The following is a 25,008-nucleotide window of genomic DNA, read 5'->3' as shown; positions in this document are numbered from 1 at the left end:
TGGTCGGCCTACTCGCACAAGGACGAGGTGGCGAATGACGCCGTGCCGATCTCTTGGCCGGTCAGACTTCGCGCAGACGCGGCATGAGTTCGACGAAGTTGCAGGGCCGGTTGCGGCTGTCGAGCTGCTCGGCAAGAATGCCGTCCCAACCGTCCTTCACCGCGCCATTGGAGCCGGGTAGGGCGAAGATGTAGGTCCCGCGCGCAACGACGGCAATTGCGCGGCTCTGCACGGTCGAGGTGCCGATGGTCTTGTAGGACAGCCAGCGAAACAGCTCTCCGAAGCCGGGGATTTCCTTGTCTTTGATCTTGTCGAGTGCCTCGGGCGTGACGTCGCGGCCGGTAAGGCCGGTGCCGCCGGTCGAGATGATGGCGTCTATGGCGCGGTCGTCGACCCAGTTGTTCAGCCGGTTGGCGATTCGCACCGCATCGTCGCGTTCGATCGCCCGCTCGACAAGCTTGTGGCCCGCTTCCCGGATCCGCTGCTCGAGAATGTCGCCCGAGGTATCGTCCTCGGGGCCTCGGGTGTCGGATACTGTCAGAAGGGCAATGTTGATCGGCTTGAAAGTCCGGTCGGGGTCAATGGCCACGCAAGATCGCTCCGTTCGCTGCCATGCGTACGCCCTTCGATCCGGCCAGTTCCGGGAAAGTCGGCCACATGTCCTGGGCAAGCGCCACCCGGCTTTCCGAAACGCCGCCCGCCTGGCGCTCGTACATCCAGTAATTGCGCAGGACAATGTTCACGTACCCGCGGGTTTCCCAGTAAGGGATCGATTCCATCCAGAGCAGCGGATCGCCGTTGTCATTGATCTCGGTATTCCAGCGCGTGACCGGAGCGAGACCGGCGTTATAGGCCGCCATGACCTTGGGTAGCAGGCCCTGCGTTCCCGACGCACTCTTCAGCATTTCGAGGTGCCGCTGGCCGAAGGCGAGATTGATCTCGGGCTTGTTGAGGTCGCTGGCCGATCCCGACACGCCGATGTCCGAGGCATGATCGCGTGCGGCGGAAGGCATGATCTGCATCAGGCCGCGCGCACCGGCGGGGCTGACGACGCTGGCCTGGAAGATGGATTCCTGGAGCGCATGGGCATAGACCAGCGCCGGATCGACTTTCCAGCCGCCGATGGGCGTCCACTTGGGAGTGGGGAAACGGGTCGCCGGTTCGGGCTTGCCGCCGCGCGGGGCATTGTAGGCCATCCACAATTGCGTCGAAGGCAGACCAAGGTCGCGGGCGAGGCGTGAGAGCGGTTCGTACTGGCCGGGATCGCCGATGCGGGCCTGATGGCGCAGCACTTCGTCGGCAAGGCCGTCCTCGCCGATCTCGGCGAGTTCCACGGCCGCGCGCACATTGGTGTTGTTGCGCAGCGATTGCCAGTCGGCCTGGGTAAAGTCCGCACCTGCATGCTGTTCGGGCAAGTGCACGCCGAGCTGTTCGCTCGCCAACATGCCGTAAAGCGTCTCGTCGCGCTTGGCCGCCATGCGCAGGGGTTCTGCGGCGAGGTCCGGGCGGCGGCAGCGCACGAGGGCGCGGCTCTGCCAGTAATAGGATGCAGAAGTCAGTTCCGCGTTCTCGGACGTTTTCGCGGCCTTGGCAAAGGCGTCGCCGGCGGCATCGCAATCGCCCAGGCGCCATGCGGCGAGGCCTGCCGTCCACCATGCCTCGCCAACCCAGGGGCCGGTACCGAGGGTTGCCAACTGCGCCATCTGGTAGGCCGAGGCGTCCTGGTTCTCGATAAAGAAGCTCCAGGCGACGCGCTGGCGCCACTCGGCGCGCGCCGAATTGCTCAGCCCGGCGTCGATCCCGTCGAGCAGGACTCGCGCGCCCATCGGGTCGTCGTTCTTGATGCGGTCGAGGATGCCGGAAGAAATTGCCTCGGGCATCGTGCCGTCGTTGATCGAGGAGGGACGGGTGCGCTTGGGCATCGAGGGCAGGCGGGCGAACTGCTGCTCGGTCGGCAGGTCGGGAATCGCCTCCGCCCCGCGCTTCAGGGCAAGGCGGGAAATCTGGTCGGCGCCGGGAAGCTGCGTGCCCTTGGCCAGCCAGTCCTGCAGGTCGGGCAGCTCGATCTTGGGCGAACCGGCGGCAAGATAGTATTCCGCGCGGGCCTGCTGGTGCAGCGGGCCGTCGGGCCGCTCGGCCAGCATCTGCTGGACCTTGGACCAGTTCTTGGCGTCGATCGCGTCGAACACCTGCTTGTAATAGGCGCGATCATCCTGGCTCAGCAGCGAAGGCACGGCAGTGCGGTCCGCGCGGGTGCGGAAATAGTCGACGGCGGCACTGTTCGCATATGCAGGAGCGGTCGCCACGGTCGCGGTGCACGCGATGGCGAGTCCGGCGATCCATCCTGCCTTGGCAAGTTTAGTCAAAATTCGCTTCCCCGATCGTTCGATCACTCCGCCTGCCCGGTGCGGCCCCGGCCGGTCAGGCGCAACCTGGCTCTGCGGTATCTGCGCCGGGCCGGTTCAGCCGGTCGTCCACTTGAGCCAAGCCTGCCAGAGAACGGCTTTCCATCGCGGCTGCGCCAGCAATGCAGGTAGCCCCCTCGAAGCAAGCAGAGGTATCGTTCCTCCTTCATGATGGAATGTGTGTAAAACGGCAGAGCGTTGCGGCAATTCGTGCCCAATGAGCGGCAGGACGTTTGTTCCCAGTAGGATAAGCCGTTCCGGCGCCACCAGATTGACATGATGGACAAGCACCTGGCCGAGCCCGCGCTCGTTCATCGCTGCCCAGTCGGGCGCCGGTGTCGCGCGGGGCAGGGCGCTTGCAAGGTAGATGTCCTCGCGGCGCGTGCCGAAGGCGGCCAACATGGCATCGAGCAGTCTGCCTTGCGGTCCGCCGAGCAGCGCCTGGCTGTCTTCGGGTTCCGGCATGTCGACAACGACCATCAGTTTCGCGCCCGCCTGGCCCTGTGGCAGCATCCTGCCCTCGGTGGAGCCATCGTCGAGCAGCGGTTCGCTAAGCCACCACTGGCCGAAGGCGGCGAGGTCGCCGGGCAGCGCTGCAGGATCGAAGCGGCTGGGCGGCGGCGTTGCTTCCACCTGTTCGACCGGTGTGCGCCGGGGACGCCGCGGTCCGGTGGAATCGGCGTCTTCGTCCTCAGGCGGGGTCAGCCACTGGCGCGGCTCGTCGAGGAAGGCATAGTCCACCCCCGCATCGCGCCACCAGTCCAGTGCACCTGCGATATCGTCCAGAAATTGCGTATTCGTGGCTTGAACCATCGCCGGGGTCTTGACCTGTCGGCGACGAGCAATCAAGGCACAAGAGAAATTAATCGTACGACTAAGTTGATACCGGATAACAGGATCGGAGTTGGGGGCCCCCATGATTGAACGCGAAGAGATGCCATACGACGTCGTTGTTGTCGGCGGCGGTCCGGCCGGCCTGTCGACGGCGATCCGGCTCAAGCAGGTTGATCCCGAGCTGCAGGTCTGCGTTCTGGAAAAAGGCTCCGAGATCGGCGCCCATATCCTGTCCGGCGCGACGATCGACCCCAAGGCGCTCGACGAGCTGCTTCCGGGGTGGGCCGACGACGGCTGTCCGCTGGCCGAAACACCGGTGACCGACAACCTGCACTGGCACCTGACGAAGAAGGGCAAGGTCTCGATGCCCGAGATCGTGATGCCGCCCTTCATGTCGAACGAAGGCAACTTCACGGGCTCGCTCGGCAACTTGTGCCGCTGGCTTGCCGAAAAGGCCGAGGAACTCGAAGTCGAGATCTTCCCCGGCTTCCCGGCTGCCGAGATCCTCTATGACGACAACGGCGCGGTGATCGGCGTCCAGACCGGCGACATGGGCGTTGACCGCGAGGGCAATCCCAAGGGCGACTTCCAGCCGGGCATGAACCTGCTCGGCAAGTACACCGTCTTCTGCGAAGGCGCGCGCGGCCACCTGACCAAGCGTCTCAAGGCCAAGTTCGACCTCGAGGCGAACTGCGAGCCGCAGATCTATGGTCTTGGCATCAAGGAACTCTGGGACATCGATCCCGACAAACATGCGCCGGGCCGGGTCATCCACACCCAGGGCTGGCCGCTCAGCGAGAGCGATTCCTGGGGCGGCGGCTTCCTGTACCACCAGGCCAACAACCAGGTCTCGCTCGGCTTCGTGACTGCGCTCGACTACAAGAATCCCTACGTCTACCCCTTCGAGGAATTCCAGCGCTGGAAGCAGCACCCGGAAATCCGCAAGATCCTCGAGGGCGGCAAGCGCGTGGCCTATGGCGCGCGCGCAATCAACGAGGGTGGCTGGCAGTCGGTGCCGCAGCTTGCCTTCCCGGGCGGCGTTCTGGCCGGTTGCTCGGCAGGGTTCGTCAACGTGCCGCGCATCAAGGGCACGCACACCGCGATGAAGTCGGGCATGCTCGCTGCCGAGGCGATTGCCGCCGCGATCAAGGCGGGCCGTGAGCAGGACTCGCTCATGGAATACGACAGTGCCGTTCGCGAAAGCTGGATCGCCAAGGAGCTCAAGCTCGTGCAGAACGCCGAGCCGCTGGTCGCCAAGTGGGGCGGCGAACTGGGCACGATCCTTGCCGGTGCGGACATGTGGCTGCGCACCCTGTTCGGCTTCGGTCTTGCCAAGCCGATGAAGCACCACACCGATGCCTCGACGCTGCAGCGGGCCGATCTGTACAAGCCGATCGAATATCCCAAGCCCGACGGCGTCATCAGCTTCGACCGCCTGACCAGTGTCGCCTACTCGTTCACCAACCACGAGGAAGAGCAGCCCTGTCACCTGCGGCTCAAGGATCCGACGGTACCCACCGCGATCAACCTGCCGGTCTATGCCGGGCCGGAAGCGCGCTACTGCCCGGCAGGCGTCTATGAGTTCGTCGACCCGGATGGTGCGGGGCCGCGTCTGCAGATCAACGCGCAGAACTGCGTTCATTGCAAGACCTGCGACATCAAGGACCCGACCCAGAACATCGAATGGGTCACGCCCGAAGGCGGCGGCGGACCGAACTACCCGAACATGTGATTTTCGGATCATGGCGAAATGACTGTGAAGCGTCGGGGGTTGCTCCGGCGCTTCACTCGTTTCAGGGAGGGCGCGATGACTCTTTCCGAAACCGCTTATGCGAAGATCAATCTCGCCCTGCACGTGCGCAGGCGACGCGAGGACGGCTATCACGAGCTGGAGACGCTGTTCGCCTTCGTCGATGATGGCGACCGGCTGACAGCTTCCGTCGCGGACCGCGATCACCTGACGACGCACGGTGCATTCGCCGGGAAGATCGACGATCCCTTCGACAACATCGTCGCCAGGGCGCTCACCGCCCTGCCACACGGCAAGGGCTGGTCGGTCGACCTCGACAAGCGACTGCCGGTCGCGGCGGGGCTGGGCGGCGGTTCGGCCGACGCGGGCGCGGTATTCCGCATGGTCGAGCGCGTCCACGGCCTGCCCGATGACTGGCACGCGAAGGCGGCGGAGCTGGGGGCAGACGTGCCGGCCTGCGTCCTCTCGCGCCCGTGCATCGGCACCGGGACAGGCACCGACCTTGAGGAAGTGGCCGAGAACGACCTTGCCGGATGCCCGGTCCTGCTTGTCAATCCGCGCGTGCCGGTGCCGACCGGGCCGGTGTTCAAGGCGTGGGACGGCGAGGATCGCGGGGCAATGCCGACAGGATCGCTGCGCGAGATCGCCCTAGCCGGGCGCAACGACCTGGAGGTCCCGGCCATCTCCATCTGCCCGCAGGTGGCCGATGTGCTTGCGGCCCTCGGGCGCACCGATCCGTTTCTCGCCCGCATGTCGGGCTCGGGCGCTACCTGTTTTGCCCTTTACGAAAGCCGCGAGGCCATGCTGGCCGCCGCCGAGGCGATTGCGCGCGACCATCCCGAATACTGGAAGATGACCGGAGCCCTGCGTTGATTCACGAAGCCTATCGCATCGTCGGAACCCCGCGTTTCGGCGGCATCCTTGTCGTTGCCGATCATGCCTCGAATCGCGTTCCGGACGACATCGCGCTTGGCATCGATGCCGCGCTGATGGACGAACACATCGCCATCGACATCGGCGTGGCCGGAATCGCGGAGAAGATGGCGCGTAATACCGGCACGGCGGCCTTCCTCGGCAATGTTAGCCGCCTCGTATGCGATACCAACCGCGACGAGACCGACCCGGCCGCGATCCCCGAAAGGAGCGACGGCCGCGTCATTTCCGGCAATCTCGACATCGACCGCGAAGCGCGTCTGGCGCGTTTCCATCGCCCGTTCCACGAAGCGCTGGGAGAGATCCTGCACGGCACGCCGCAGGCACTGACCCTGATCCTGCACAGCTTCACCCCGGCGCTGGAAACCCGGCCCGACGAGGAGCGCCCCTGGCACTGCGGCCTGCTTTACGATGAGGACGACCGCGGCGCGCGCCTTGCCGAGCCCTTGCTCGAGGCCGATGGCCTGATCGTCGGGGACCAGCTTCCCTATTCGGGCAAGATCTACAATTCGACGATCTGCCGCCACGTCGAAAGCGAGGGACGGCCATACCTCTACCTTGAAGTGCGGCAGGACCTGATCGCCGGCGATGCCGGACAGGAGGAATGGGCCGAGCGCCTGACGCGCATCTGCAATGAAGTGGCGATCGGCCTGGAGTAGCGCTCAAATTGTCGCGTCGGCTGCGACAGGACAGGACCTAGAGCAGCCTGCAAGGTGGCAATGCCCTCCGTCTGAGCTATTCCGCATCGCCGCCGAAGGCGATCTCGTTCAATTGCTCGCGCGTCTGTTCGTACATCATGTCGATGTCGATCCGCTCGCCTTCCTCGACGCGCTGCGAGATCATCGTCACCGGGAAGCACAGGATGCTCGTGCCCGGCCAGTTGAGCGCGGGCTGGCGGCCGTACTCGTCGTCCACCGTCACCCAATCGAGCATAAGGTCCTGCGCCAGGGCATCGCCCATGGCGATCCCCAGCGACTGCAGTTTCCAGGTGTCTTCGGGGCCGACCCATCCTTGCGCCAGGTTGGCGCGGATCACGGCCAGCTTGCCCTCGATCGTGTCGTAGGCCTCGTCGGGGTTGTTGGCGAAGTGGCCCTTGATCCATCCCCTGGCCAGATCGAGCCACTCTTGCTCCTCGGGTGCGAGGGTAAGGGGTTCAGGCATGTCCATGGCACCATGATAGCAGCAAGGCGGCCGGCGGCCAAAACCGGCTTGTGAATAGCCTGTGTGCAATCCCCGCAAGTGCCGCTTGCGCAAGAAAAGGTGCGGCGCAGGCGCCCTTCATGGTATTTTTTCGCTTCGGATGAGGTCCCATATGGCGTAGGGGCGCACCAAGCACTTGTGCGCCTGTGGGGCGCTGTTTTCGACCGGAGTTTCGCTGATGCCTGCCTATCGTTCCCGCACTTCCACCCACGGCCGCAACATGGCAGGTGCCCGTGGCCTGTGGCGCGCGACCGGCATGAAGGACGGCGATTTCGGCAAGCCGATCATCGCCGTGGTCAATTCATTCACCCAGTTCGTGCCCGGTCACGTCCACCTCAAGGACCTTGGCCAGCTCGTCGCCGGTGAGATCGAGGCCGCGGGCGGCGTCGCCAAGGAATTCAACACCATCGCGGTCGACGACGGCATCGCCATGGGCCACGACGGCATGCTCTACTCGCTGCCCAGCCGCGACCTGATCGCCGACAGCGTCGAGTACATGGCCAATGCCCACTGCGCCGATGCGCTGGTGTGCATCTCCAACTGCGACAAGATCACCCCGGGCATGCTCATGGCCGCGCTGCGCCTGAACATTCCGGCGGTCTTCGTTTCGGGCGGGCCGATGGAAGCGGGTAAGGTCGTGCTCAAGGGCAAGGAACACGCGCTCGACCTCGTCGATGCCATGGTCGCCGCTGCGGACGAGAGCTACACCGACGAGGAAGTCACCGCGATCGAGCGCTCGGCCTGTCCGACCTGCGGTTCGTGCTCGGGCATGTTCACCGCCAACTCGATGAACTGCCTCACGGAAGCGCTGGGCCTTTCGCTGCCGGGCAACGGCTCTGTGCTGGCCACCCATGCCGACCGCGAGAAGCTGTTCCGTGAAGCAGGCCGCCTTGTCGTCGACCTGTGCCACCGCTACTATGAGCAGGAGGACGAGAACGTCCTTCCGCGCAAGATCGCCAGCTTCGGTGCTTTCGAGAACGCGATGAGCCTCGACATCGCCATGGGCGGTTCGACCAACACCGTGCTGCACCTGCTTGCGGCCGCATACGAAGCAGGCTTGGACTTCACCATGACCGACATCGACCGCCTTTCGCGCAAGGTGCCGTGCCTGTCCAAGGTCGCGCCGGCAAAGTCCGACGTCCACATGGAAGACGTTCACCGCGCCGGCGGCATCATGGCGATCCTGGGCGAGCTGGACCGTGCCGGACTGATCCATCGCGATCTGCCCACCGTTCACAGCCGCACCCTTGGCGATGCGCTGGAGCGCTGGGACATCGTGCGCACCAAGGACGCCTCGGTGCAGGAATTCTTCAAGGCTGCTCCGGGCGGTGTGCCCACGCAAACCGCTTTCAGCCAGTCGCGCCGCTGGAAGGAACTGGATATCGACCGTGAAGGCGGCGTGATCCGTTCGAAGGAACATGCCTTCAGCCAGGACGGCGGGCTCGCTGTCCTGTCGGGCAATGTCGCGCTCGACGGCTGCATCGTGAAGACGGCGGGCGTTGATGACAGCATTCTCAAGTTCACCGGCCCGGCGCGGGTCTATGAAAGCCAGGATGCGGCTGTTGCCGGTATTCTCGGCGGCGAAGTCGTTGCCGGTGACGTCGTAGTCATCCGCTACGAAGGACCGCGCGGCGGACCGGGCATGCAGGAAATGCTCTATCCGACCAGCTACCTCAAGTCGAAGGGCCTCGGCGCGGCCTGCGCGCTGATCACGGACGGGCGCTTCTCTGGCGGCACTTCGGGGCTGTCCATCGGCCACGTTTCGCCCGAGGCGGCCGAAGGCGGCGCGATCGGTCTGGTCGAGAACGGCGACGTGATAGAGATCGACATCCCCGGCCGCTCCATTTCGCTGAAGATTTCGGACGAGGAACTGGCTGCGCGTCGAGCCAGGATGGAAGCGCGCGGGGCCGATGCCTGGGCGCCGGTCCATCCGCGCAAGCGCAAGGTCTCGGTTGCGCTGCAGGCCTATGCGGCGATGACCACCAGTGCCGCACGCGGCGCGGTGCGCGACGTAAGCCAGCTCAAGCGGAACTGAGCTGCATGGCGCGCGGCGCGGCGGTTGTCGGACTTTCGCGCGGCGTGCTCGCGCTGCTGCCGCTGATCGCGCTGGTCGCATGCTCGAGCGGGAAGCCGCAGGCGCCGGCGACGGCCGAAGGGGCCGACCACATCGCCTGCGCCGTGGGCGGCGCGCAAAAGCTGACCGAGGCCTGCGCCGTCGAGCGCGGCGAGGTCAACGGCAAGCTGATGCTGGTCGTTCATCATCCCGATGGCGCCTTTCGCCGCTTTGAAGTGCTGACCGACGGGCGCGGCATAGCCGTGGCCGATGGCGCCGACGAGGCGGTGACTGCGCTAAGGGACGGCTCGCTCGACGTGAGCGTGGGAACGGATCGTTATGTCTTCCCCGCGAAAGTGCGGCCCAGGCCCGATGCCACCGGAGAAACTGATGTCCAGCGAACAGACGCCCAGCGATCGGACGCGAATTGACCAGATCCTGACTGTCGCGCAGATGCGCGATGCCGAGCAGGCCCTTATCGACGCCGGGACATCGGTTGACGAACTGATGCAGGTGGCCGGTCGAGGAGCCGCGGATTGGGTCTGGCGGCTGGCTGGACATCACAAGGTCACGGTCCTTTGCGGCCCGGGCAACAACGGCGGCGACGGCTATGTGATCGCCGAGGCAATCCGCGAGCGCGGGGGGCATGCCGTGGTCATCGCTGCGACCGAGCCAAAGACCGACGCTGCCCGCAATGCGCGGGCGCTCTTCAGGGGCGAAGTCGTCGCCCTCGATGACCTTGGCGGCGATGTTCAGGTGGAAGGCGACGTCTTCGTCGATTGCCTGTTCGGCAGCGGCCTTGCGCGTCCCCTGACCGGGGAGCACGCGGCCGTCGTCAACGCTCTGGCGGCATCGCACCGCCTGTCGATCGCGGTCGACTTGCCCAGTGGCATCCAGTCCGACAACGGCATGCTGCTCAACGGGCATTTGCCGAAGTACGACCTGACGATAGCGCTGGGGGCCTGGAAATTCGCGCATTTCCTGATGCCCGCTTCTGCGCGCATGGGCGAATTGCGGCTGGTACCGATAGGCGTGGAACCGGTCGCGGGGGCCGCCTTCGCGGTGGCGCGTCCGGCAGTTGCCGCACCCTCTGCGGATTCGCACAAGTACAAGCGCGGGCTTCTTGCCGTTGTCGGCGGGGCCATGCCGGGCGCGGCGATCCTCGCCAGCATCGCCGCGCAGGGCGCAGGGGCCGGCTATGTCAAGCTGTTCGCCGACAGCAAGCGCAATGCGCCCGCCGATCTCGTCGTCGATACAGGCGCATTGTCCGATGTGCTGGCCGATGATCGCAACAGCGCGGTTTTGGTCGGCCCGGGGCTCGGACGCGACGGTCTTGCGCGCGAAAGGCTCGCCGTCGCGCTCGCCGATGCGGTACCCGCAGTCGTCGATGCCGACGCGCTGATCCTGCTTGCCCCGCGTCATCTCGCCGAACGGCAGGCCGCGACGATTGCCACGCCCCATGAAGGCGAGATGGTCGCGCTCGAACGTGCCTTCGACCTCGATGGCAGCGGTTCGCGGCCCGAGCGCGCCCTCGCGCTGGCGGCGGAAAGCGGCATGATCGTCGTTGCCAAGGGGCCGGATACCGTCATCGCTGCGCCTGACGGTCGGCTCGCCTGCGCACCGCGCGCGACCGCGTGGCTTTCGACCGCTGGTACCGGGGACGTGCTTGCCGGAGCGATCGCCAGCCGGGTCGCCAGCGGGGTGCCCGCCTTCGAGGCGGCCTGCGAGGGCGTATGGCTCCACGGCGAGGCTGCGCGGCTTTGTCCGCCGGCTTTCACTGCCGGACAGCTTGCCGAGAGGATACCGGCTGCGCTAGCGGCCTGTCTGTGAGCGAAACCGAAGAAATCCTGCGCATCGCCTCCAAGGGCGATGGCGTAACCGCAAGTGGCCGATTTGCCTGGGGCGCCGCCCCGGGGGACATGCTGCACGAGGACGGCACCCTGGAATGGGGGCCGCATCACGTGGAGCCGCCCTGCCGCCATTTCGGCCGCTGCGGTGGCTGCCAGTTGCAGCAGCTAGACGAGGAGAGCCTTGCAGCCTTCGTCGAGGCGCGCGTGGCCAATGCCTCGGTTTCGCAGGAGCTGGGCGCCGAGACGATCACGCCGCCGCATCTCTCGCCGCCGATGAGCCGCCGCCGCGTCTCGCTGCGGGCGGAAAGTTCGGGAGGCCGCATCGTCGTCGGCTTCCGCGAGGCGCGTTCGCACCGGCTGGTCGAGCTTGAGGAATGCCATGTGATGGCGCTCGAGCTGGCGGCGCTGCTGGCGCCCTTGCGCAAGCTGCTGATCACGATGGGCAAGGGCGCGCCCAAGCCGAAGAAGGGCGGAAAGCAGGGCAAGCGCCAGGAAAAGGGTGGCGCAATGCCGCGCATGGCCGCCGACATCGAAATGACCCTGGTCGAGCAGGGCGTCGACCTGGGGGTAAAGGGCCTGGCCACGGAAGGGCTAGCGGCGACCGAGGCCATGCTGGACTTCGCGCGCGACCACGGTCTTGCGCGCCTTACCATGGATGGCGGCTACGGCCACGAAGTGGTCTGGGAGCCTGAACCGGTCACGGTGAAGCTGGGCGAAGTCTCGGTGCCGTTTCCGCCGGGCAGCTTCCTGCAGGCGACGCAAGACGGCGAGGAAACGCTGGTCGGCGCGGCCTGGGAATGGCTCGCCGGGATGCCGACGGTTGCGGATCTTTTCTCCGGGCTGGGCACATTCGCCTTCGCGCTGGCGGGACCGGATAGGAAAGTGCTGGCCGCAGAGGCCGCGCGCGATGCGCATCTGGCCTGCAAGGCCGCCGCAGACCGCTCACAGCAGCCGGTTTTTGCCGTCCACCGCGACCTGTTCCGCAATCCGCTGCAGGCAGACGAATTGGGCAAGTTCGCGGCGGTTCTCCTCGATCCGCCACGCGCCGGCGCGCGAGAGCAGGTGGACTGCATCGCCGAATCGAGCGTGGGGCGGGTGGTCTATGTTTCCTGCAACCCGTCGAGCTGGTCACGCGATGCGGCGCGGTTGATCGAGGCGGGGTTCCGCCTCGTCGAACTGCGCCCGGTAGGCCAGTTCCGCTGGTCGACGCATGTCGAGCTGGCGAGCCTGTTCGTTAGGGACTGAGAGTGCGCGGGCGGCTTGTTGCGCCGCCCGTTATTCTCCGGCGGCCTTGGCCATCATGTCCATGAAGTCGCGCGCGGCTTCGCGATCTTCCTCGCTCTTGAATGCGACGTCTAGGTCGGGCGCGGCGCCGAACATGTACATCAGCGTCCACAGCGCGAACTTGCGGCTACGGTCCTTTTCCATTCCGAAGTCGACCTTCATCCGGTCGATGCCCACCTCAAGCGTGGTCGGGGCAATGGTGGTCAGGTCGTCGGTGCCGAAGTAGCGGCGCAGCTGGTCGTCGAAATCCATGACCCAAGCCTTATCAGCAGGCGCGCATCAGGCGAAGCTGCAATGTGATGCAGGCCGATCGGCATCGGCCGAGACATCGGCCGGCAGCCGTGGGTTCAGTCGCGCCGCTTCGTCCAGCCGAGGCAGGAGGCGCACAGCTGGTAGGAGACGATGCCCCAAGCGCTGGCGATAAATCCGACGAAGAAGGTGTACCAGTTCAGACCCCACCCGGTTTGGAGGACCTTGTCCACCAGCGAGGTCAGGGTCAGCAGGATGAAGAAGACCACTACGCCGAAGAAGGCGTACTTTCCTGGTTTGATAGCCGGAAAAGAGCGACCAGCTGCCACGCTCGAACTCCCAAGTTCATTGTTTCTTGGAGGTACAATATGTCGATTCGGCGCCTTGGTCCAGAGCCTGCCGGGCGTCAGAACATGGCGAGTGCAGCGCGGGCGACGAGGAACATCAGGCAGAAGCTCGAGAGCGCGAAGACACCGAAGCGCAGGCTGATCTTGTTGATGGTCGATTGCACGATCGAGTGGATTACCCGCAGGGCAACGTAAGCCCAGCCGATCTGGGCATTGAGACCATCTCCCTGGCCGATGATGGCAAGGGTGATCGCAACGGCATAGAAGACGGTCGGCGCCTCGTGCAGGTGGTTGTAATTGTGGGCCTTCCACTGGACCTGCGGCGGAAGGAGATTGTCGAGTGAATTTGCCGGGTCGCTGGCCAGCTCTTCAGGATCGACCTTCGCGGCGCTGAGGGCCGGAATGCGGGTGCCGTAGAGCCAGAACCACATGACCATGGTCCACGCGGCCAGCGCGACCACAGGTTGCAGTATCGCCATTCCGATCATTCGATTTCCCCCTCTGCCAGTGCCTTAGCGTCTGCCGAGACGGGGAACTTGTCAATCGTTCCCGGCCAGTACCGAGGCAAAGCTCGCAGGATCGGTATTGCCGCCGGACAGCACGATGGCCGTGCGCTCCGCAAGCTCGACCTTGCCCGCCAGAACGGCGGCCAGCGCAGCCGCACCTCCCGGTTCGACGACCAGGCGCAGCCTCTGGAATGCAAGCCGCTGTGCGGCCCGAATTTCCGCTGGCGTCGCGATCAGGCCGAAGGGGCAGCGTGCTTTCAGAACCTCGAAATTGACCGGACGCGTCGCCGGGGTCTGCAGGGCATCGCAAGCGGTCGGCGGCGCATCGGGCGCAACGGGGAGGATCTTGCCCGCTGCCAGGCTGCGGCAGACATCGTCCCATCCTTCCGGTTCGACCGGGATCACGCGCGAATCGGGGCACGCAAGGGCAAGGCCTGCGGCAAGTCCGCCGCCGCCGCAGGGGGTGACGATCAGATCGGGCGCGCCGTTCATTTGCCGGGCAATCTCGATGCCGACAGAGCCTTGACCCTCGATGATCCACGGGTCGCCGAAGGCATGGACCAAGGTAGCACCGCGCTCGGCCGTCAGCCGTTCGGCCACTTCATCGCGGTCCTCGCCGCCAGGCCGGTCGTAGAGCACGACTTCGGCGCCGAGCGCACGCGTGTTGGCGAGCTTCACCTGCGGCGCGTCGATGGGCATGACGATGGTCGCGGCAATGCCCAGTTCACGGGCGGCCCAGGCGACGCCCTGCGCGTGGTTGCCGCTCGATACGCCGATGACGCCGCATTTGCGTTCTTCTTCGGACAGCGCGGTCAGGCGGTGCCAGGCGCCGCGGATCTTGAACGCGCCGACAGGCTGCAGGCACTCGGCCTTGCACCAGATCCTTGTGCCCTCGACTTCGAGCGGGAGCAGGGGAGTCATGGGAAGGATTTCGCCGACCTTGCGCGCGGCGAGTCTCACGCCCTCGGCGGTCGGCTTGCGGGGGGATGCATTGCTCATCGCCGCGCTATAGTCTCAACGCGAGATGTGCACCATCTGGTAATAGCCGAGCGGTCCGCGCAAGTGCTCCAGCCTGAGGTGCTTCTCGCGCGCGATTCGGGTGCAAACGGATTCCATCCCGGTGCGCGGGGTGACGTGGAAATGGGCGAGCCACTTGCGCAATCCCCCCGAGAGCGGCGCGGGCAGGCCGGCCAGATCTCCGAAGTCGACGACGCGCACGGAGCCGCCCGGGGCCAGTGCCGCAACCGCTTGCTCCAGCGTCGCTTGCCAGCCCGGGATCATCGAGAGCGCATAGGACAGGACGATGCGGTCGAAGCCCTCGCGCCCGAACAGGCCGCGCGCATCGAAACGGGTGGCATCGCCGAGGGCCAGCCGACCGGACAGGCCCAGCCGCTTGCGGGCGTTCTTGAGCATCTCGGCGGAAATATCGAGGCCGTGGCACTGCACGCCGGGCCAGCGGCGGGCAATGAGCTGCAGGTTGCGTCCGGTGCCGCAGCCCAGCTCGAGCACGGCGTGACCGGCGCGGCATTCCAGCTCGTCGATCAGACGGTCGCGGCCGAACAGGTAGTACTTGCGCGTAAGGTCGTAGATGTGCCGCTGGCCGCGATAGACCCTGTCCATCAGTGCGGCATGGTCGGTCGCAGGTGTCGAGCCGGTCACGCGCGCAGCTCGTAGAGGTGCACGCCGCCGTAGATCGAGGAGCGGTCGGCCAGTGTCGCCGCCTGCGACTCCACCTCCCGGTATTCCCAGCGATCGAGGATGGCATCGGGCACACGGCCGGGCAGCAGCGAGGGCTCGGCGGCTGTGCGGAACAGTACGCGCGATCCCGGCCGGGCGGTGCGGGTGATCTGGCTCCACAGCTCGGCCAGTTGCGCGTCGCTCATCCAGTCCTGCGCGTCGAGCAGGATGTAGCGGTCGTAGGAGGCATCGCCGGCTTCGGCGAGGACCTGGGTGAAATTGGCATGGCGCACGGTGAGCCGGTCGAGCCGCTCGCGCACGAGGGGCAGGTTGCCGCGCTGCAGGTAAGGGGGCAGGGGATGCTCCGCGCCGCGCCCATAGCCGCGCCCGAAAGCCTGCCAGGCGAAGTAGTTGTCGTTGACGGGGAAGTGGCAAGCCAGCTTCTCGAGCCGGGCGCGCAGGACGTCCGCCATGCGCTGCTCGCCGGCAAGGGCAGAGTATTGGGCGGGCGGAATGCCAAGGCCGAACAACGATGCGGGGTGATTGGTCAGCCAGCGGACCAGGCGGCGTTCGAAGATGGGCGCGAAGCGTTCGTCGAAGACGCGGCGCTGGTCCTCGAGCGACCCTGCGCCGAGGATTTCGGCAGGATCGATCCGGTACAGCTTGGCAAGGATGTGGGCGAGGCCGATGAAATTGCCGAGCAGTCCGTGCTTGTAGATCCCGCGGGTGAAGGCACCGATCCGGCGGCGACCGACGAGATCGCGGCCTTCCCAATAGCGCCGCGTCGCCTCGTCGAGATGGGGGGCGAGCAGCAGCGAGTAGGTTTCGACATTGGACGGATGATCGGCCTCGGCAATGAAGCGTCGCACGTTTGCATAGTCTGGCAGATGGCGCACGGCGGCGTGCTTGAGCTTGTTGAGAGCGATGTGCGCGGTGTTGAGGTCGACGCAGGTGATCGAGTGCGGGTTGGCCGTCAGGTAGCTCAGTGCATTGCAGCCGCCGCTGGCGATGGTGATGATGCGGCTGTCGGGCCCGATCTTCAGCGCATCCATGTCTGCCACCGGGTCTTCCCAGATCTGGGCATAGACCAGACCCTTGAACGCCATCGCGAAAGCCTTGTCGAGTAGGCGGGAGAGGCGGGGGGATTCGTGGCGGACAACAGCCTTTTCGATGAGGGTCGAGGCACTCTTGGGCATCTGGATCAGTCCTTCGCCGCTGACGGTTTTGCGACCTTTGTCCGCCGCGCGTGACCGGGTGATGACGCGACGAAGGCAGTTTATGACAGCTCGACAATCGACATATCCGTGAACTTCGCAGGCGGATCGGCGTTGAGTTGTCACACAGGCATTCTATATGCGGCCCTTCGCACCTGTTCGTGCGCGCCCTGTCCGGGTGAATTGAAGGAGAAGATCGGTGAGCAAGGTTCTGGTGATCGGCGCAGGCGGCGTCGGCTCGGTCGCAGTCCACAAGATGGCGATGAACCCGAATATCTTCAGTGACATCCACCTCGCCAGCCGCACGGTCTCCAAGTGCGAGGCAATCGCGGAGTCGGTGAAGGAACGCACCGGCGTGACGATCGGCACTTACGCCATCGACGCCGACGACGTGGAGGCCACTTCGGCGCTCATCCGCTCGATCGGCCCCGAGCTCGTCGTCAATCTCGCGCTGCCCTATCAGGACCTGGCGATCATGGACGCCTGCCTGGCGACCGGCGTCAATTACATGGACACGGCGAACTACGAGCCCAAGGACGTGGCGAAGTTCGAGTACCGCTGGCAGTGGGAATACCAGGACCGCTTCAAGGAGGCAGGACTCATGGCGCTGCTCGGTTCGGGCTTCGATCCGGGCGTTACCAGCGTCTTTGCGATGTGGCTCAAGAAGCACAAGCTCAAGACGATCCGCACGCTCGACATTCTCGACTGCAACGGCGGCGATCACGGCCAGGCCTTCGCAACCAATTTCAACCCGGAAATCAACATCCGCGAAGTGACTGCGCCCGCGCGCCACTGGGAAAACGGCGAATTCGTCGAGACTCCCGCGATGGGCGTGAAACAGTCGTTCGACTTCGAAGCTGTCGGCCCGAAGAACATGTACATGATGTACCACGAGGAACTGGAAAGCCTTGCGAAGTTCATCCCCGAGATGGAGCGCGCGCGCTTCTGGATGACTTTCGGCGACGAGTACATCAAGCACCTGACCGTGCTGCAGAACGTGGGCATGACCCGCATCGATCCGGTCATCTACAACGGTGTCGAGATCGTCCCGCTGCAGTTCCTCAAGGCGGTTCTGCCCGAGCCGGCCTCGCTCGGCCCGACGACCAAGGGCAAGACCAATATCGGCGATATCGCGACCGGCGAGGCGCTCGACGGTTCGGGTGAGAAGACGTTCTACATCAAGAACATCTGCGACCACGAGGACGCCTACGAGGAAACCGGCAATCAGGCGGTGAGCTATACCACCGGCGTTCCGGCGATGATCGGCGCTGCCATGATGCTGACCGGCGCCTGGAAAGGTGAGGGCGTGTTCAACATGGAGCAGTTCGACCCCGATCCGTTCATGGCGATGCTCAATGAGCACGGCCTGCCGTGGACCTGCGAGGAACTGGCCGAACCGCTGCCGTTCTGAGGCTGTCTGGAGGAAATCGTTCCGGTTTCCTCCGTCCTCCCCGCTCGGACGGGGATCGCGCTTGTTTTCCCCGCGGCGATGAAGCGGGGCCCTGCCTGTGCGGGGGCGACGGTGATGTTGGGGTTTGAGTGATGGAAACCAGAGCCGGTGATCCGGGCGCATTCGCCCAATTCGACCTGTCGCGCGTCGACAGCCCCAGCTTCGTCGTCGACGCGGCGAAGCTGCGCGACAACTTGCGCGTGCTCTCCGAGGTCGGCGAGCAGTCGGGCGCAAAAGTGCTCTCGGCGCTCAAGGCGTTCTCGATGTGGTCGACCGCCCCGATCATCGGCGAGTACCTCGACGGCGTGTGCACCTCGGGCCTGTGGGAAGCGCGGCTGGCCTCCGAGTTCTACGACGGGGAGATCGCGACCTACTGCGCGGCCTACAAGCCCGACGATCTCGACGAGATCCTGCGCCTTTCGGATCACGTGATCTTCAATTCGCCCCAGCAGATCGAACGGTGCTGGCCGATCATCGAAGCCGCCCGTGCCCGTGGCGAGGATTTCGACATCGGGCTTCGCATCAATCCGCTCCACCCCGAGGGCGAAGTGCCCCGCTACGATCCGTGCGCGCCGCATTCGCGCCTGGGTTTCCCGATCGACCAGCTGACAGAAGAGCATGTCGAGTTGATCGACGGCGTGCACATGCACACCTTGTGCGAGCAGGATTTCGAACCGCTCCACCGCACCTGGGACAAGGCATTCGATTATCTCGAGCCTTATTTCGGCCAGTTCAAGTGGATCAACATCGGCGGCGGCCATCACATCACCCGCGCCGACTACCAGCGCGAGGAACTCGTCGAGTTCCTGCGCGACATGGCCGAGGACACCGGCGCGGAAATCTATCTTGAACCGGGCGAGGCGGTCGCTCTCGACGCGGGCATCCTCGTCGGCACGATCCTCGATGTGGGCTTCAACGGCATGCCGGTTGCGATCACCGACATCTCTGCGACCTGCCACATGCCCGATGTGATCGAGGCACCCTATCGCCCCGCGATGCTGGGTGAGGTGCCCATCGACGGCGACGACCTCGTCGACGAGGCGCAAGGGGGCAGGGTACGCCTTGGCGGACCGTCCTGCCTCGCGGGCGACGTGATCGGCGACTATGTGCTTCCGGTCGAGGCCAAGCCGGGCGAGCGCTTCGCCTTTCTCGACCAGGCGCACTACTCGATGGTCAAGACAACCACCTTCAACGGGGTACCGCTGCCCTCGATCTGGCTGTGGGATTCGGAAACGGATTCGCTCGAGTGCGTCCGCAAGTTCGCATACGAGGATTTCCGCGACCGCTTGAGTTGAAGGGCTTAGGCGAGTAGGGGCCTTTCGTCTCAATGCAGGCGCGATCGGGCCCCTTGGCGGCGAGTCGCCGGGACCTTCTTGTGAGCGCTGGCGTTGTTATTGGTGTGAGGGGCGGTTCTGCCGCCCCGGGTTTGCATTTTTCCGAGTGGAGAGATTTCTGGGTAACATACGGAAATCACAGGAGGTAGTCACCGGGAACCACCCTGCTGAGCAGGGCTGGAAACCCTATGTGACGTTTTTGTGAACCTTCCGGATTTTCACTTGCGATTCATCACCGCAGGCTTATATCCCGCCCCTCGCTGCCCCATGGGGACTTCCAAACCGCAAGGCAGCTTTGACGCTAACACACCGATTGGGGGTCCCTTGAGTTGCTCGAACATCCTGACGCACCGGCTGTAGTTCGCGCCCTGGCGCCTGACGAACCCGTTATCCTGAACCGCCCGCACGCTGCTGCGCGCGCTGCCCGCTTCTTTGCAACGAAGTTTCCGGGCAAGTCGCTCTATGCGGTGAAGGCGAACCCGTCCCCGGATCTCGTACAGATCCTGTGGGACAACGGCATCACGCATTACGATGTCGCCTCGATTGCCGAGGTGCGCATGGTTCGCGGCGTCCTGCCCACGGCAACGCTGTGCTTCATGCACCCGGTCAAGACCGCGAGCGCCATTCGCGAGGCCTATCGCGTTCATGGCGTGCGCACTTTCAGCCTCGATACGCAGGAGGAACTGGAAAAGATCCTCGCCGCGACTGCCGACGATGAAGGCAATCTCGCCGCCGACCTGCGCCTCTGCGTGCGCCTGCGCGTCTCGTCCGAATATTCGGAGCTGAGCCTGGCCTCGAAGTTCGGCATCGACCTGGCCGATGCCGCGCCGCTGCTGCAGGCGACCCGCCAGGTCGCCGACTGGCTCGGCGTCTGCTTCCACGTGGGTTCGCAGGCCATGACGCCTTTCGCTTATGTCCAGGCGCTGGAGCGCGCGCGTGCCGCGATTGCCGATGCCGGCGTTGTCATCGACATGATCGATGTCGGCGGTGGGTTCCCGTCGAGCTATCCGGGCATGGAGCCGCCGCCGCTCGAGGACTACTTCGCGATCATCCACCGCCACTTCGAGGCGCTGCCGATTGCCTACAACGCCGAGCTTTGGTGCGAGCCGGGCCGGGCGCTGTCGGCCGAGTACAACTCGCTGATCGTCAAGGTCGAGAAGCGTCGCGGCGATGAACTTTACATCAACGATGGTGCCTATGGCGCTCTCTACGATGCCGCGCACGTCGCCTGGCGCTTCCCGGTGCGGCACCTTCCGCGCGGTGGCAGCAACGACAATGCGGCCATCGACGTTGCCGAAATGCAGGAATTCTCGTTCTACGGCCCGACCTGCGACGATGCCGACTTCATGGAGGGCCCCTTCATGCTGCCGGCGGAAATCAAGGCGGGTGACTGGATCGAGGTGGGCATGCTCGGTGCTTACGGCGCCGCCATGCGCACTGCCTTCAATGGTTTCGGCCAGGGCGATGTCGTGACCGTATCGGACGAGCCGATGGCGAGCCTGTACACCGGCCGCAAGGATCCGCGCGTTTCGGACAACGTAGTCTCGCTGCGCTGACCGGCAGGGCACAGACCGGAATTGAAAAGCCCACCGCAGCGATGCTGCGGTGGGCTTTCTCGTTTCAGGCTTTGCTGCGGTCGGTCAGTCCTGTTCGAACAGGTCCTTGTAGGTACGCGGCTGGCAGCGCAGGTACTGCGGCGCGGCCTTGACCTGCGCGCCCAGCTTTGCGGCAGCGTGCCAGGGCCAGCGCGGATCGTAGAGGATCGTGCGGGCAATCGCGATCATGTCGGCGTCACCGGTGGCGACAATGGCCTCGGCCTGTTCCGGCTCGGTGATCAGGCCGACGGCGATGACCGGTATCGAGACCGCTTCCTTGACCTTTCGTGCCAGCGGGACCTGGTAGTTGGGGCCGACCGGGATCTTCTGTTCGGGATGGAGGCCGCCACTGGAGACGTGGATGGCGGCGCAGCCGCGCGCTTCCAGTGCGCGGGCGAAGGCGGCGGTCTGCTCGGCATCCCAGCCGCCGTCGACCCAGTCGGTGCCCGACACGCGCACGGTCACGGGCTTATCGGCCGGGAAGGCCGCGCGCACGGCGTCGTAGATTTCGAGGGGGAAGCGCATCCGGTTTTCCAGGTTGCCGCCGTAATCGTCGTCGCGATGGTTGGAGAGCGGCGAAAGGAACTGGTGGAGCAAGTAGCCATGCGCGGCGTGGATCTGGATGGCATCGATGCCCAGGCGCGCTGCGCGGCGCGCGGAATCGGCAAAGGCATCGCGGATGCGGGCAAGACCGGCTTCGTCGAGCGCTTCGGGCGGATTTTCATGCGGCTGGAACGGCACCGCAGAAGCGGAGAGGGTCTGCCAGCCGTTCTCCTCGCCCGGCGCGATTTGTGCGCCGCCATCCCAGGGGCGCGCCGTGGTGGCCTTGCGGCCGGCATGGGCAAGCTGGAGCGCGATCGGCATGTCCGACCAGCGTCGCACACTCTCAAGAACCTTGCCCATGGCCGCTTCAGTCTGATCGTCCCAAAGGCCGACGTCGGCATAGGAGATGCGCCCCTCGGGCGTGACCGCTGCAGCCTCGATGGTCAGGATTCCTGCGCCTGACTGGGCAAGCGTGCCAAGGTGAACGGTGTGCCAGTCGGTCATCCGCCCGTCCTCGGCGGAGTACTGGCACATCGGCGCGATGACGATGCGGTTGGCGAGGGTGAGATTGCCGACCTGAATTGGCTCGAAAAGCTTTGTCATGTCATTCCTCATGATCGTGTCGCCGCCGGGGGGCAGGGAGGGGATGATGCGCCTCGCGGGGACGGACGCGCAGCCGCGACGGGCAGAACTTGGGGATTGGCCGGGTCGCAAAAAAGGGCTCCGCCGCCTGAGCGGGGAGCCCTGAGGAGTAGAAATTGTTGCAGGCGCCAAAGTGAGCCTGGCCATGCCTGAAAATCAGGCGGCCAGCTTCATCTCCATGCGCTCCCAGATCTCGACCAGCGCGTTGGTCAGGTCGCGCATCATGGCCTCGGTATGGGCAGGGCCCGGGGTGAAGCGCAGTCGCTCGGTGCCGCGCGGCACTGTCGGGAAGTTGATCGGTTGGACATAGGCGCCGTACTCGGCAAGCAGGATGTCGCTGATTTTCTTGGCCTTGACCGGATCGCCCACCATCAGCGGGACGATGTGCGTGGTCGAGTCCATCACCGGCAGGCCGGCGTCGCGGAACATCTGCTTGAGCATGCCGGCCGAACGCTGCTGGCCTTCGCGTTCCTCGTTCGAACTCTTGAGGTGCTTCACCGAAGCCAGCACGCCCGCGACCAGAACCGGCGAGAGTGAGGTGGTGAAGATGAAGCCCGGGGCATAGGAGCGGATGCAGTCGATGATCTTGGTGTCGGCCGCGATGTAGCCGCCCATGACGCCGAACGCCTTGCCCAGCGTGCCCTCGATGATGTCGATGCGGTGGGCTGCCTCGTCGCGGTCTGTGATGCCGCCGCCGCGCGGGCCGTACATGCCGACCGCGTGAACTTCGTCGATGTAGGTGAGGGCGTTGTACTTGTCGGCAAGGTCGCAGATCGCGTGGATCGGCGCGACGTCGCCGTCCATCGAGTAGACCGACTCGAACGCGATCAGCTTGGGCAATGCGGGATCGGTTTCAGCCAGGAGTTCCTCGAGGTGTTCGAGGTCGTTGTGGCGGAATACCTTCTTCTCGCAGCCGGAATTGCGGATCCCTGCGATCATGCTGGCGTGGTTGAGCTCGTCCGAGAAAATGACGCAGCCGGGCAGCAACTTGGCCAGCGTCGAGAGCGTGGCGTCGTTCGAGACGTAGCCGGACGTGAACAGCAGCGCGCCCTGCTTGCCGTGCAGGTCGGCCAGCTCGCTCTCGAGCTCGATGTGATAGTGCGTGTTGCCGCCGATATTGCGGGTTCCGCCCGATCCGGCGCCGACGTCCTGCAGCGCCCCTTCCATCGCTTCGATGACCTTGGGGTGCTGGCCCATGGCGAGGTAGTCGTTCGAGCACCAGACCGTGATCGGCTTCGGGCCATTGTGACCGGCGAAGCACCGCGCGTTGGGGTAGGCCCCCTTGTTGCGCAGGATGTCGATGAAGACACGGTAGCGGCCTTCGGAGTGCAGGCGTTCGATGGCCTGGTCGAAAATGTGCTCGTAGTTCACGTAGGCGGTGTCCTGCGTTACCTCTGCGGGGCCTTTTACCCTAAAGACGGCGGCCGTTTACATTATACTTCGGTCCATGACCAGTCAGATGTCTCATTCACCTTAATCCGCAAATCCGCGCTTTACCGAGGTAAGGACTGACGGTTCATGGCCCGAGATGACGGTCATATGGGGAGCGGCTCGTGCCAGGGCATTGATCGTCATCAACCAGGAGACGATTTCCTTGCGCTCCTGCGGACGCAGGTAGCTGGTGACGATGCGCGCCGGCGGCAGCACTTCCTTCCAGCTGCTGTCGATCATCGCGGCGTCCCCGGTGAAGAGGAATTCGCGCCCGTTTGCGAGGCGGGCGTAGATCATGTTCGAACCGATGGTGAGGCCGGGCAGCGGAATGACGACGACGCCCGGCGCCACCGCATGCGGCTCGCCGGTTTCGGCCATTGGCATCGCCCGGGCGCGGGGCAGGCTGAAGCCGTCATTGCCGTTATGCAGCGGGTGATCGACCAGAAGCAGGGACAGGCTGGCGTTCTTTGCCGCGTTGTCGATCCGGCGCTCGGCCATATGGTCGAACTCGCGGACATTGTACTGCTCGGCTGCGGCGGGCGTCGTGCCGCCGTCGATGGTGATCGGACCTTTGCCCGGAACGATAAGCTCATAGGCCCGCAGCGCCGAGCGGGCAGGGCGCAGGCCTGTGCCTGCCGCCAGCTTGTTGCTCAGGATGTAGCGATAGCCAAGCTGCTCGTATTTCACGGCGGTCGGCTTCTGGCCCGGTATGCTCTCCGCGAGAGAGCGCAGCTGCGCGATCGAAAGCCCCTTCGGCATGGCGCCGTCACGGTCCGCGTCGAGCTGGAACCAGTAGTAGGGCAGGCCGACAATCAGGATCAGTGCGATAAGAAGCAGGTTCAGCCTTGGAGTCAAAATTTTCCGCCCTCGATCAGCCCAAAGTTCGCCAGCGCTTCGCGATATGCGCCCGGCGTGCCTTCCGGCCCGGTGAAGAGCGCCCGGTCGGGTACCTGGCGAGTGCATGCCTGTTCGTCAGTGAGCCGCGCGATCTGGCGTGCGATACCTGCGGCGCCGTGCACGAAGCGCACGTCCGGACCGAAGACTTCGGCCAGCTCGGTCCTGAGCAGTGGAAAGTGCGTACAGGCGAGAACGACGGTGTCGATCCGCTCGCCATCGGGCCTTGATCGCAGGGCCTCGCAGGCCTCCCGGATGATTCTCATGTCCACCGGCTCGCCGCGCAGCTTCGCTTCGGCTGCCTCGACGAGACCCGGAGCGCCATGGCGCAGCAGGATCTTGTCGGCGGCGAATTCGTGCTCGAGCCGGTCGACGTAGGCCTGCCGGATCGTCGCTTCGGTGCCCAGCAGGCCGATCACGCCGCTGCGCGTCATGGCCGCAGCCGGCTTGATCGCCGGAACGGTGCCCACGATCGGAACCTCGAGCACGTCGCGAACCATGCCCAGGGCGATCGTCGAGGCGGTGTTGCAGGCGATGCATACGAGTCGTGGCTTGAAGCGCTCCGTCATGCGGCCGAGCAATCCGGCGACGCGGGCGGCGACTTGCGCCTCGCTCTTGGTGCCATATGGCAGGCCGGCCGTGTCCGCCGCGTAGATCACCGGCATGGCGGGCTGGAGCTTGCGCACTTCCTCCAGCACCGTGAGGCCACCAACCCCCGAGTCGAACAGGAGAATCGGAGCTGACGGTTCGTTGCTGGCCCGGTCGCCTGCGGTCTGCCCGGTGGTGGAACTATCGGAGGACATCGTTTTTCCCTGAA

At 65.2% G+C, this 25,008-nt stretch carries 24 protein-coding genes; 10 read left to right on the top strand and 14 right to left on the bottom strand.

Annotated elements, in window-relative coordinates:
- Window positions 1–61: 61 nt before the first annotated feature.
- The 3 genes from moaB to PP1Y_RS20965 form a co-directional block, all read right to left on the bottom strand.
- The gene (gene moaB, locus PP1Y_RS20975) at window positions 62–589 is read right to left on the bottom strand and encodes a molybdenum cofactor biosynthesis protein B (protein WP_013833990.1); all 528 of its coding nucleotides are present in this window, start codon (window positions 587–589) and stop codon (window positions 62–64) included.
- A complete protein-coding gene (locus PP1Y_RS20970) occupies window positions 579–2,393 on the bottom strand; it encodes a lytic transglycosylase domain-containing protein (RefSeq protein ID WP_013833989.1) in 1,815 nt (604 codons plus the stop codon). The genes moaB and PP1Y_RS20970 overlap by 11 nt, the downstream gene beginning before the upstream one ends.
- A gap of 69 nt (window positions 2,394–2,462) precedes the next feature.
- Window positions 2,463–3,218 (bottom strand): uracil-DNA glycosylase family protein, encoded by a 756-nt coding sequence (locus tag PP1Y_RS20965; RefSeq protein WP_013833988.1) that lies wholly within the window; start codon window positions 3,216–3,218, stop codon window positions 2,463–2,465.
- Window positions 3,219–3,321: 103 nt separating this feature from the next.
- On the opposite strand from PP1Y_RS20965, the gene PP1Y_RS20960 reads away from it, so the two are divergent.
- From PP1Y_RS20960 to PP1Y_RS20950, 3 genes are all read left to right on the top strand, one after another.
- A complete protein-coding gene (locus tag PP1Y_RS20960) occupies window positions 3,322–4,971 on the top strand; it encodes an electron transfer flavoprotein-ubiquinone oxidoreductase (protein WP_007014821.1) in 1,650 nt (549 codons plus the stop codon).
- Between the two features lie 75 nt (window positions 4,972–5,046).
- Window positions 5,047–5,862, top strand: a complete 816-nt coding sequence (locus PP1Y_RS20955) for a 4-(cytidine 5'-diphospho)-2-C-methyl-D-erythritol kinase (protein WP_013833987.1) — start codon at window positions 5,047–5,049, stop codon at window positions 5,860–5,862.
- A complete protein-coding gene (locus PP1Y_RS20950) occupies window positions 5,859–6,581 on the top strand; it encodes an N-formylglutamate amidohydrolase (protein ID WP_013833986.1) in 723 nt (240 codons plus the stop codon). The genes PP1Y_RS20955 and PP1Y_RS20950 overlap by 4 nt, the downstream gene beginning before the upstream one ends.
- A 76-nt stretch (window positions 6,582–6,657) precedes the next feature.
- Here the strand turns inward: PP1Y_RS20950 and PP1Y_RS20945 are convergent, their stop codons facing one another.
- A complete protein-coding gene (locus PP1Y_RS20945; protein ID WP_013833985.1) occupies window positions 6,658–7,083 on the bottom strand; it encodes a DUF3806 domain-containing protein in 426 nt (141 codons plus the stop codon).
- A gap of 217 nt (window positions 7,084–7,300) precedes the next feature.
- On the opposite strand from PP1Y_RS20945, the gene ilvD reads away from it, so the two are divergent.
- The 4 genes from ilvD to PP1Y_RS20925 are packed head-to-tail and all read left to right on the top strand — an operon-like array spanning window position 7,301 to window position 12,270.
- On the top strand, window positions 7,301–9,157 hold the full coding sequence (gene ilvD / locus PP1Y_RS20940) for a dihydroxy-acid dehydratase (protein WP_013833984.1): 1,857 nt from the start codon (window positions 7,301–7,303) through the stop codon (window positions 9,155–9,157).
- A 5-nt stretch (window positions 9,158–9,162) separates the two neighbouring features.
- The gene (locus PP1Y_RS20935; RefSeq protein ID WP_013833983.1) at window positions 9,163–9,606 is read left to right on the top strand and encodes a hypothetical protein; all 444 of its coding nucleotides are present in this window, start codon (window positions 9,163–9,165) and stop codon (window positions 9,604–9,606) included.
- Window positions 9,566–11,005, top strand: a complete 1,440-nt coding sequence (locus PP1Y_RS20930; protein ID WP_013833982.1) for an NAD(P)H-hydrate epimerase — start codon at window positions 9,566–9,568, stop codon at window positions 11,003–11,005. The genes PP1Y_RS20935 and PP1Y_RS20930 overlap by 41 nt, the downstream gene beginning before the upstream one ends.
- Window positions 11,002–12,270, top strand: a complete 1,269-nt coding sequence (locus tag PP1Y_RS20925; protein ID WP_041559062.1) for a class I SAM-dependent RNA methyltransferase — start codon at window positions 11,002–11,004, stop codon at window positions 12,268–12,270. Before PP1Y_RS20930 ends, PP1Y_RS20925 begins: the two co-directional genes overlap by 4 nt.
- A 30-nt stretch (window positions 12,271–12,300) precedes the next feature.
- Here PP1Y_RS20925 and PP1Y_RS20920 read toward each other — a convergent pair whose 3' ends face one another.
- From PP1Y_RS20920 to PP1Y_RS20895, 6 genes are all read right to left on the bottom strand, one after another.
- Window positions 12,301–12,561: a hypothetical protein gene (locus PP1Y_RS20920; protein ID WP_013833980.1), complete on the bottom strand. Its 261-nt coding sequence runs from the start codon at window positions 12,559–12,561 to the stop codon at window positions 12,301–12,303.
- A gap of 95 nt (window positions 12,562–12,656) precedes the next feature.
- Window positions 12,657–12,887 (bottom strand): hypothetical protein, encoded by a 231-nt coding sequence (locus PP1Y_RS20915; RefSeq protein ID WP_041559061.1) that lies wholly within the window; start codon window positions 12,885–12,887, stop codon window positions 12,657–12,659.
- Window positions 12,888–12,964: 77 nt separating this feature from the next.
- Window positions 12,965–13,393: an MAPEG family protein gene (locus PP1Y_RS20910; RefSeq protein ID WP_041559060.1), complete on the bottom strand. Its 429-nt coding sequence runs from the start codon at window positions 13,391–13,393 to the stop codon at window positions 12,965–12,967.
- A gap of 51 nt (window positions 13,394–13,444) precedes the next feature.
- Window positions 13,445–14,410: a threonine/serine dehydratase gene (locus tag PP1Y_RS20905; protein WP_013833978.1), complete on the bottom strand. Its 966-nt coding sequence runs from the start codon at window positions 14,408–14,410 to the stop codon at window positions 13,445–13,447.
- A gap of 15 nt (window positions 14,411–14,425) precedes the next feature.
- On the bottom strand, window positions 14,426–15,070 hold the full coding sequence (locus PP1Y_RS20900; RefSeq protein WP_041559059.1) for a class I SAM-dependent methyltransferase: 645 nt from the start codon (window positions 15,068–15,070) through the stop codon (window positions 14,426–14,428).
- The gene (locus PP1Y_RS20895) at window positions 15,067–16,284 is read right to left on the bottom strand and encodes a DUF3419 family protein (RefSeq protein WP_013833977.1); all 1,218 of its coding nucleotides are present in this window, start codon (window positions 16,282–16,284) and stop codon (window positions 15,067–15,069) included. The genes PP1Y_RS20900 and PP1Y_RS20895 overlap by 4 nt, the downstream gene beginning before the upstream one ends.
- Window positions 16,285–16,501: 217 nt before the next feature.
- On the opposite strand from PP1Y_RS20895, the gene PP1Y_RS20890 reads away from it, so the two are divergent.
- The 3 genes from PP1Y_RS20890 (at window position 16,502) to PP1Y_RS20880 (ending at window position 20,642) form a co-directional block, all read left to right on the top strand.
- Entirely contained in the window at window positions 16,502–17,713 is a 1,212-nt protein-coding gene (locus PP1Y_RS20890) for a saccharopine dehydrogenase family protein (RefSeq protein ID WP_041559058.1), read from the top strand.
- A 131-nt stretch (window positions 17,714–17,844) separates the two neighbouring features.
- Window positions 17,845–19,047 carry a carboxynorspermidine decarboxylase gene (locus PP1Y_RS20885; protein ID WP_013833975.1) on the top strand — a complete coding sequence of 401 codons (1,203 nt, stop codon included), beginning with the start codon at window positions 17,845–17,847 and terminating at the stop codon, window positions 19,045–19,047.
- Between the two features lie 368 nt (window positions 19,048–19,415).
- Complete coding sequence (locus PP1Y_RS20880; RefSeq protein WP_007014837.1) at window positions 19,416–20,642, top strand: type III PLP-dependent enzyme; 1,227 nt, start codon at window positions 19,416–19,418, stop codon at window positions 20,640–20,642.
- Between the two features lie 84 nt (window positions 20,643–20,726).
- Here PP1Y_RS20880 and PP1Y_RS20875 read toward each other — a convergent pair whose 3' ends face one another.
- The 4 genes from PP1Y_RS20875 to murI form a co-directional block, all read right to left on the bottom strand.
- Window positions 20,727–21,827: an NADH:flavin oxidoreductase/NADH oxidase gene (locus PP1Y_RS20875; protein ID WP_013833974.1), complete on the bottom strand. Its 1,101-nt coding sequence runs from the start codon at window positions 21,825–21,827 to the stop codon at window positions 20,727–20,729.
- Between the two features lie 195 nt (window positions 21,828–22,022).
- Window positions 22,023–23,237 (bottom strand): 5-aminolevulinate synthase, encoded by a 1,215-nt coding sequence (hemA, locus tag PP1Y_RS20870; protein ID WP_013833973.1) that lies wholly within the window; start codon window positions 23,235–23,237, stop codon window positions 22,023–22,025.
- A 102-nt stretch (window positions 23,238–23,339) separates the two neighbouring features.
- Window positions 23,340–24,152, bottom strand: coding sequence for a hypothetical protein (locus PP1Y_RS20865; protein ID WP_013833972.1), 813 nt, complete (start codon window positions 24,150–24,152; stop codon window positions 23,340–23,342).
- Complete coding sequence (gene murI / locus PP1Y_RS20860) at window positions 24,149–24,994, bottom strand: glutamate racemase (protein ID WP_013833971.1); 846 nt, start codon at window positions 24,992–24,994, stop codon at window positions 24,149–24,151. Before murI ends, PP1Y_RS20865 begins: the two co-directional genes overlap by 4 nt.
- Window positions 24,995–25,008: the final 14 nt, after the last annotated feature.

Source organism: Novosphingobium sp. PP1Y (assembly GCF_000253255.1).
Lineage (GTDB): Bacteria > Pseudomonadota > Alphaproteobacteria > Sphingomonadales > Sphingomonadaceae > Novosphingobium.
Note: the sequence above shows the minus strand (reverse complement) of the source record. Positions and strands in the feature narration are given on the sequence as shown.

Coding starts and splice junctions, on each gene's coding strand:
- PP1Y_RS20965 (WP_013833988.1), bottom strand. CDS start 3,218: ATGGTTCAAGCCACGAATACGCAATTTCTGGACGATATCGCAGGTGCA.
- PP1Y_RS20920 (WP_013833980.1), bottom strand. CDS start 12,561: ATGGATTTCGACGACCAGCTGCGCCGCTACTTCGGCACCGACGACCTG.
- PP1Y_RS20930 (WP_013833982.1), top strand. CDS start 9,566: ATGTCCAGCGAACAGACGCCCAGCGATCGGACGCGAATTGACCAGATC.
- PP1Y_RS20960 (WP_007014821.1), top strand. CDS start 3,322: ATGATTGAACGCGAAGAGATGCCATACGACGTCGTTGTTGTCGGCGGC.
- PP1Y_RS20905 (WP_013833978.1), bottom strand. CDS start 14,410: ATGAGCAATGCATCCCCCCGCAAGCCGACCGCCGAGGGCGTGAGACTC.
- PP1Y_RS20955 (WP_013833987.1), top strand. CDS start 5,047: ATGACTCTTTCCGAAACCGCTTATGCGAAGATCAATCTCGCCCTGCAC.
- ilvD (WP_013833984.1), top strand. CDS start 7,301: ATGCCTGCCTATCGTTCCCGCACTTCCACCCACGGCCGCAACATGGCA.
- PP1Y_RS20895 (WP_013833977.1), bottom strand. CDS start 16,284: ATGCCCAAGAGTGCCTCGACCCTCATCGAAAAGGCTGTTGTCCGCCAC.
- PP1Y_RS20945 (WP_013833985.1), bottom strand. CDS start 7,083: ATGCCTGAACCCCTTACCCTCGCACCCGAGGAGCAAGAGTGGCTCGAT.
- PP1Y_RS20875 (WP_013833974.1), bottom strand. CDS start 21,827: ATGACAAAGCTTTTCGAGCCAATTCAGGTCGGCAATCTCACCCTCGCC.
- PP1Y_RS20935 (WP_013833983.1), top strand. CDS start 9,163: ATGGCGCGCGGCGCGGCGGTTGTCGGACTTTCGCGCGGCGTGCTCGCG.
- PP1Y_RS20885 (WP_013833975.1), top strand. CDS start 17,845: ATGGAAACCAGAGCCGGTGATCCGGGCGCATTCGCCCAATTCGACCTG.
- murI (WP_013833971.1), bottom strand. CDS start 24,994: ATGTCCTCCGATAGTTCCACCACCGGGCAGACCGCAGGCGACCGGGCC.
- PP1Y_RS20910 (WP_041559060.1), bottom strand. CDS start 13,393: ATGATCGGAATGGCGATACTGCAACCTGTGGTCGCGCTGGCCGCGTGG.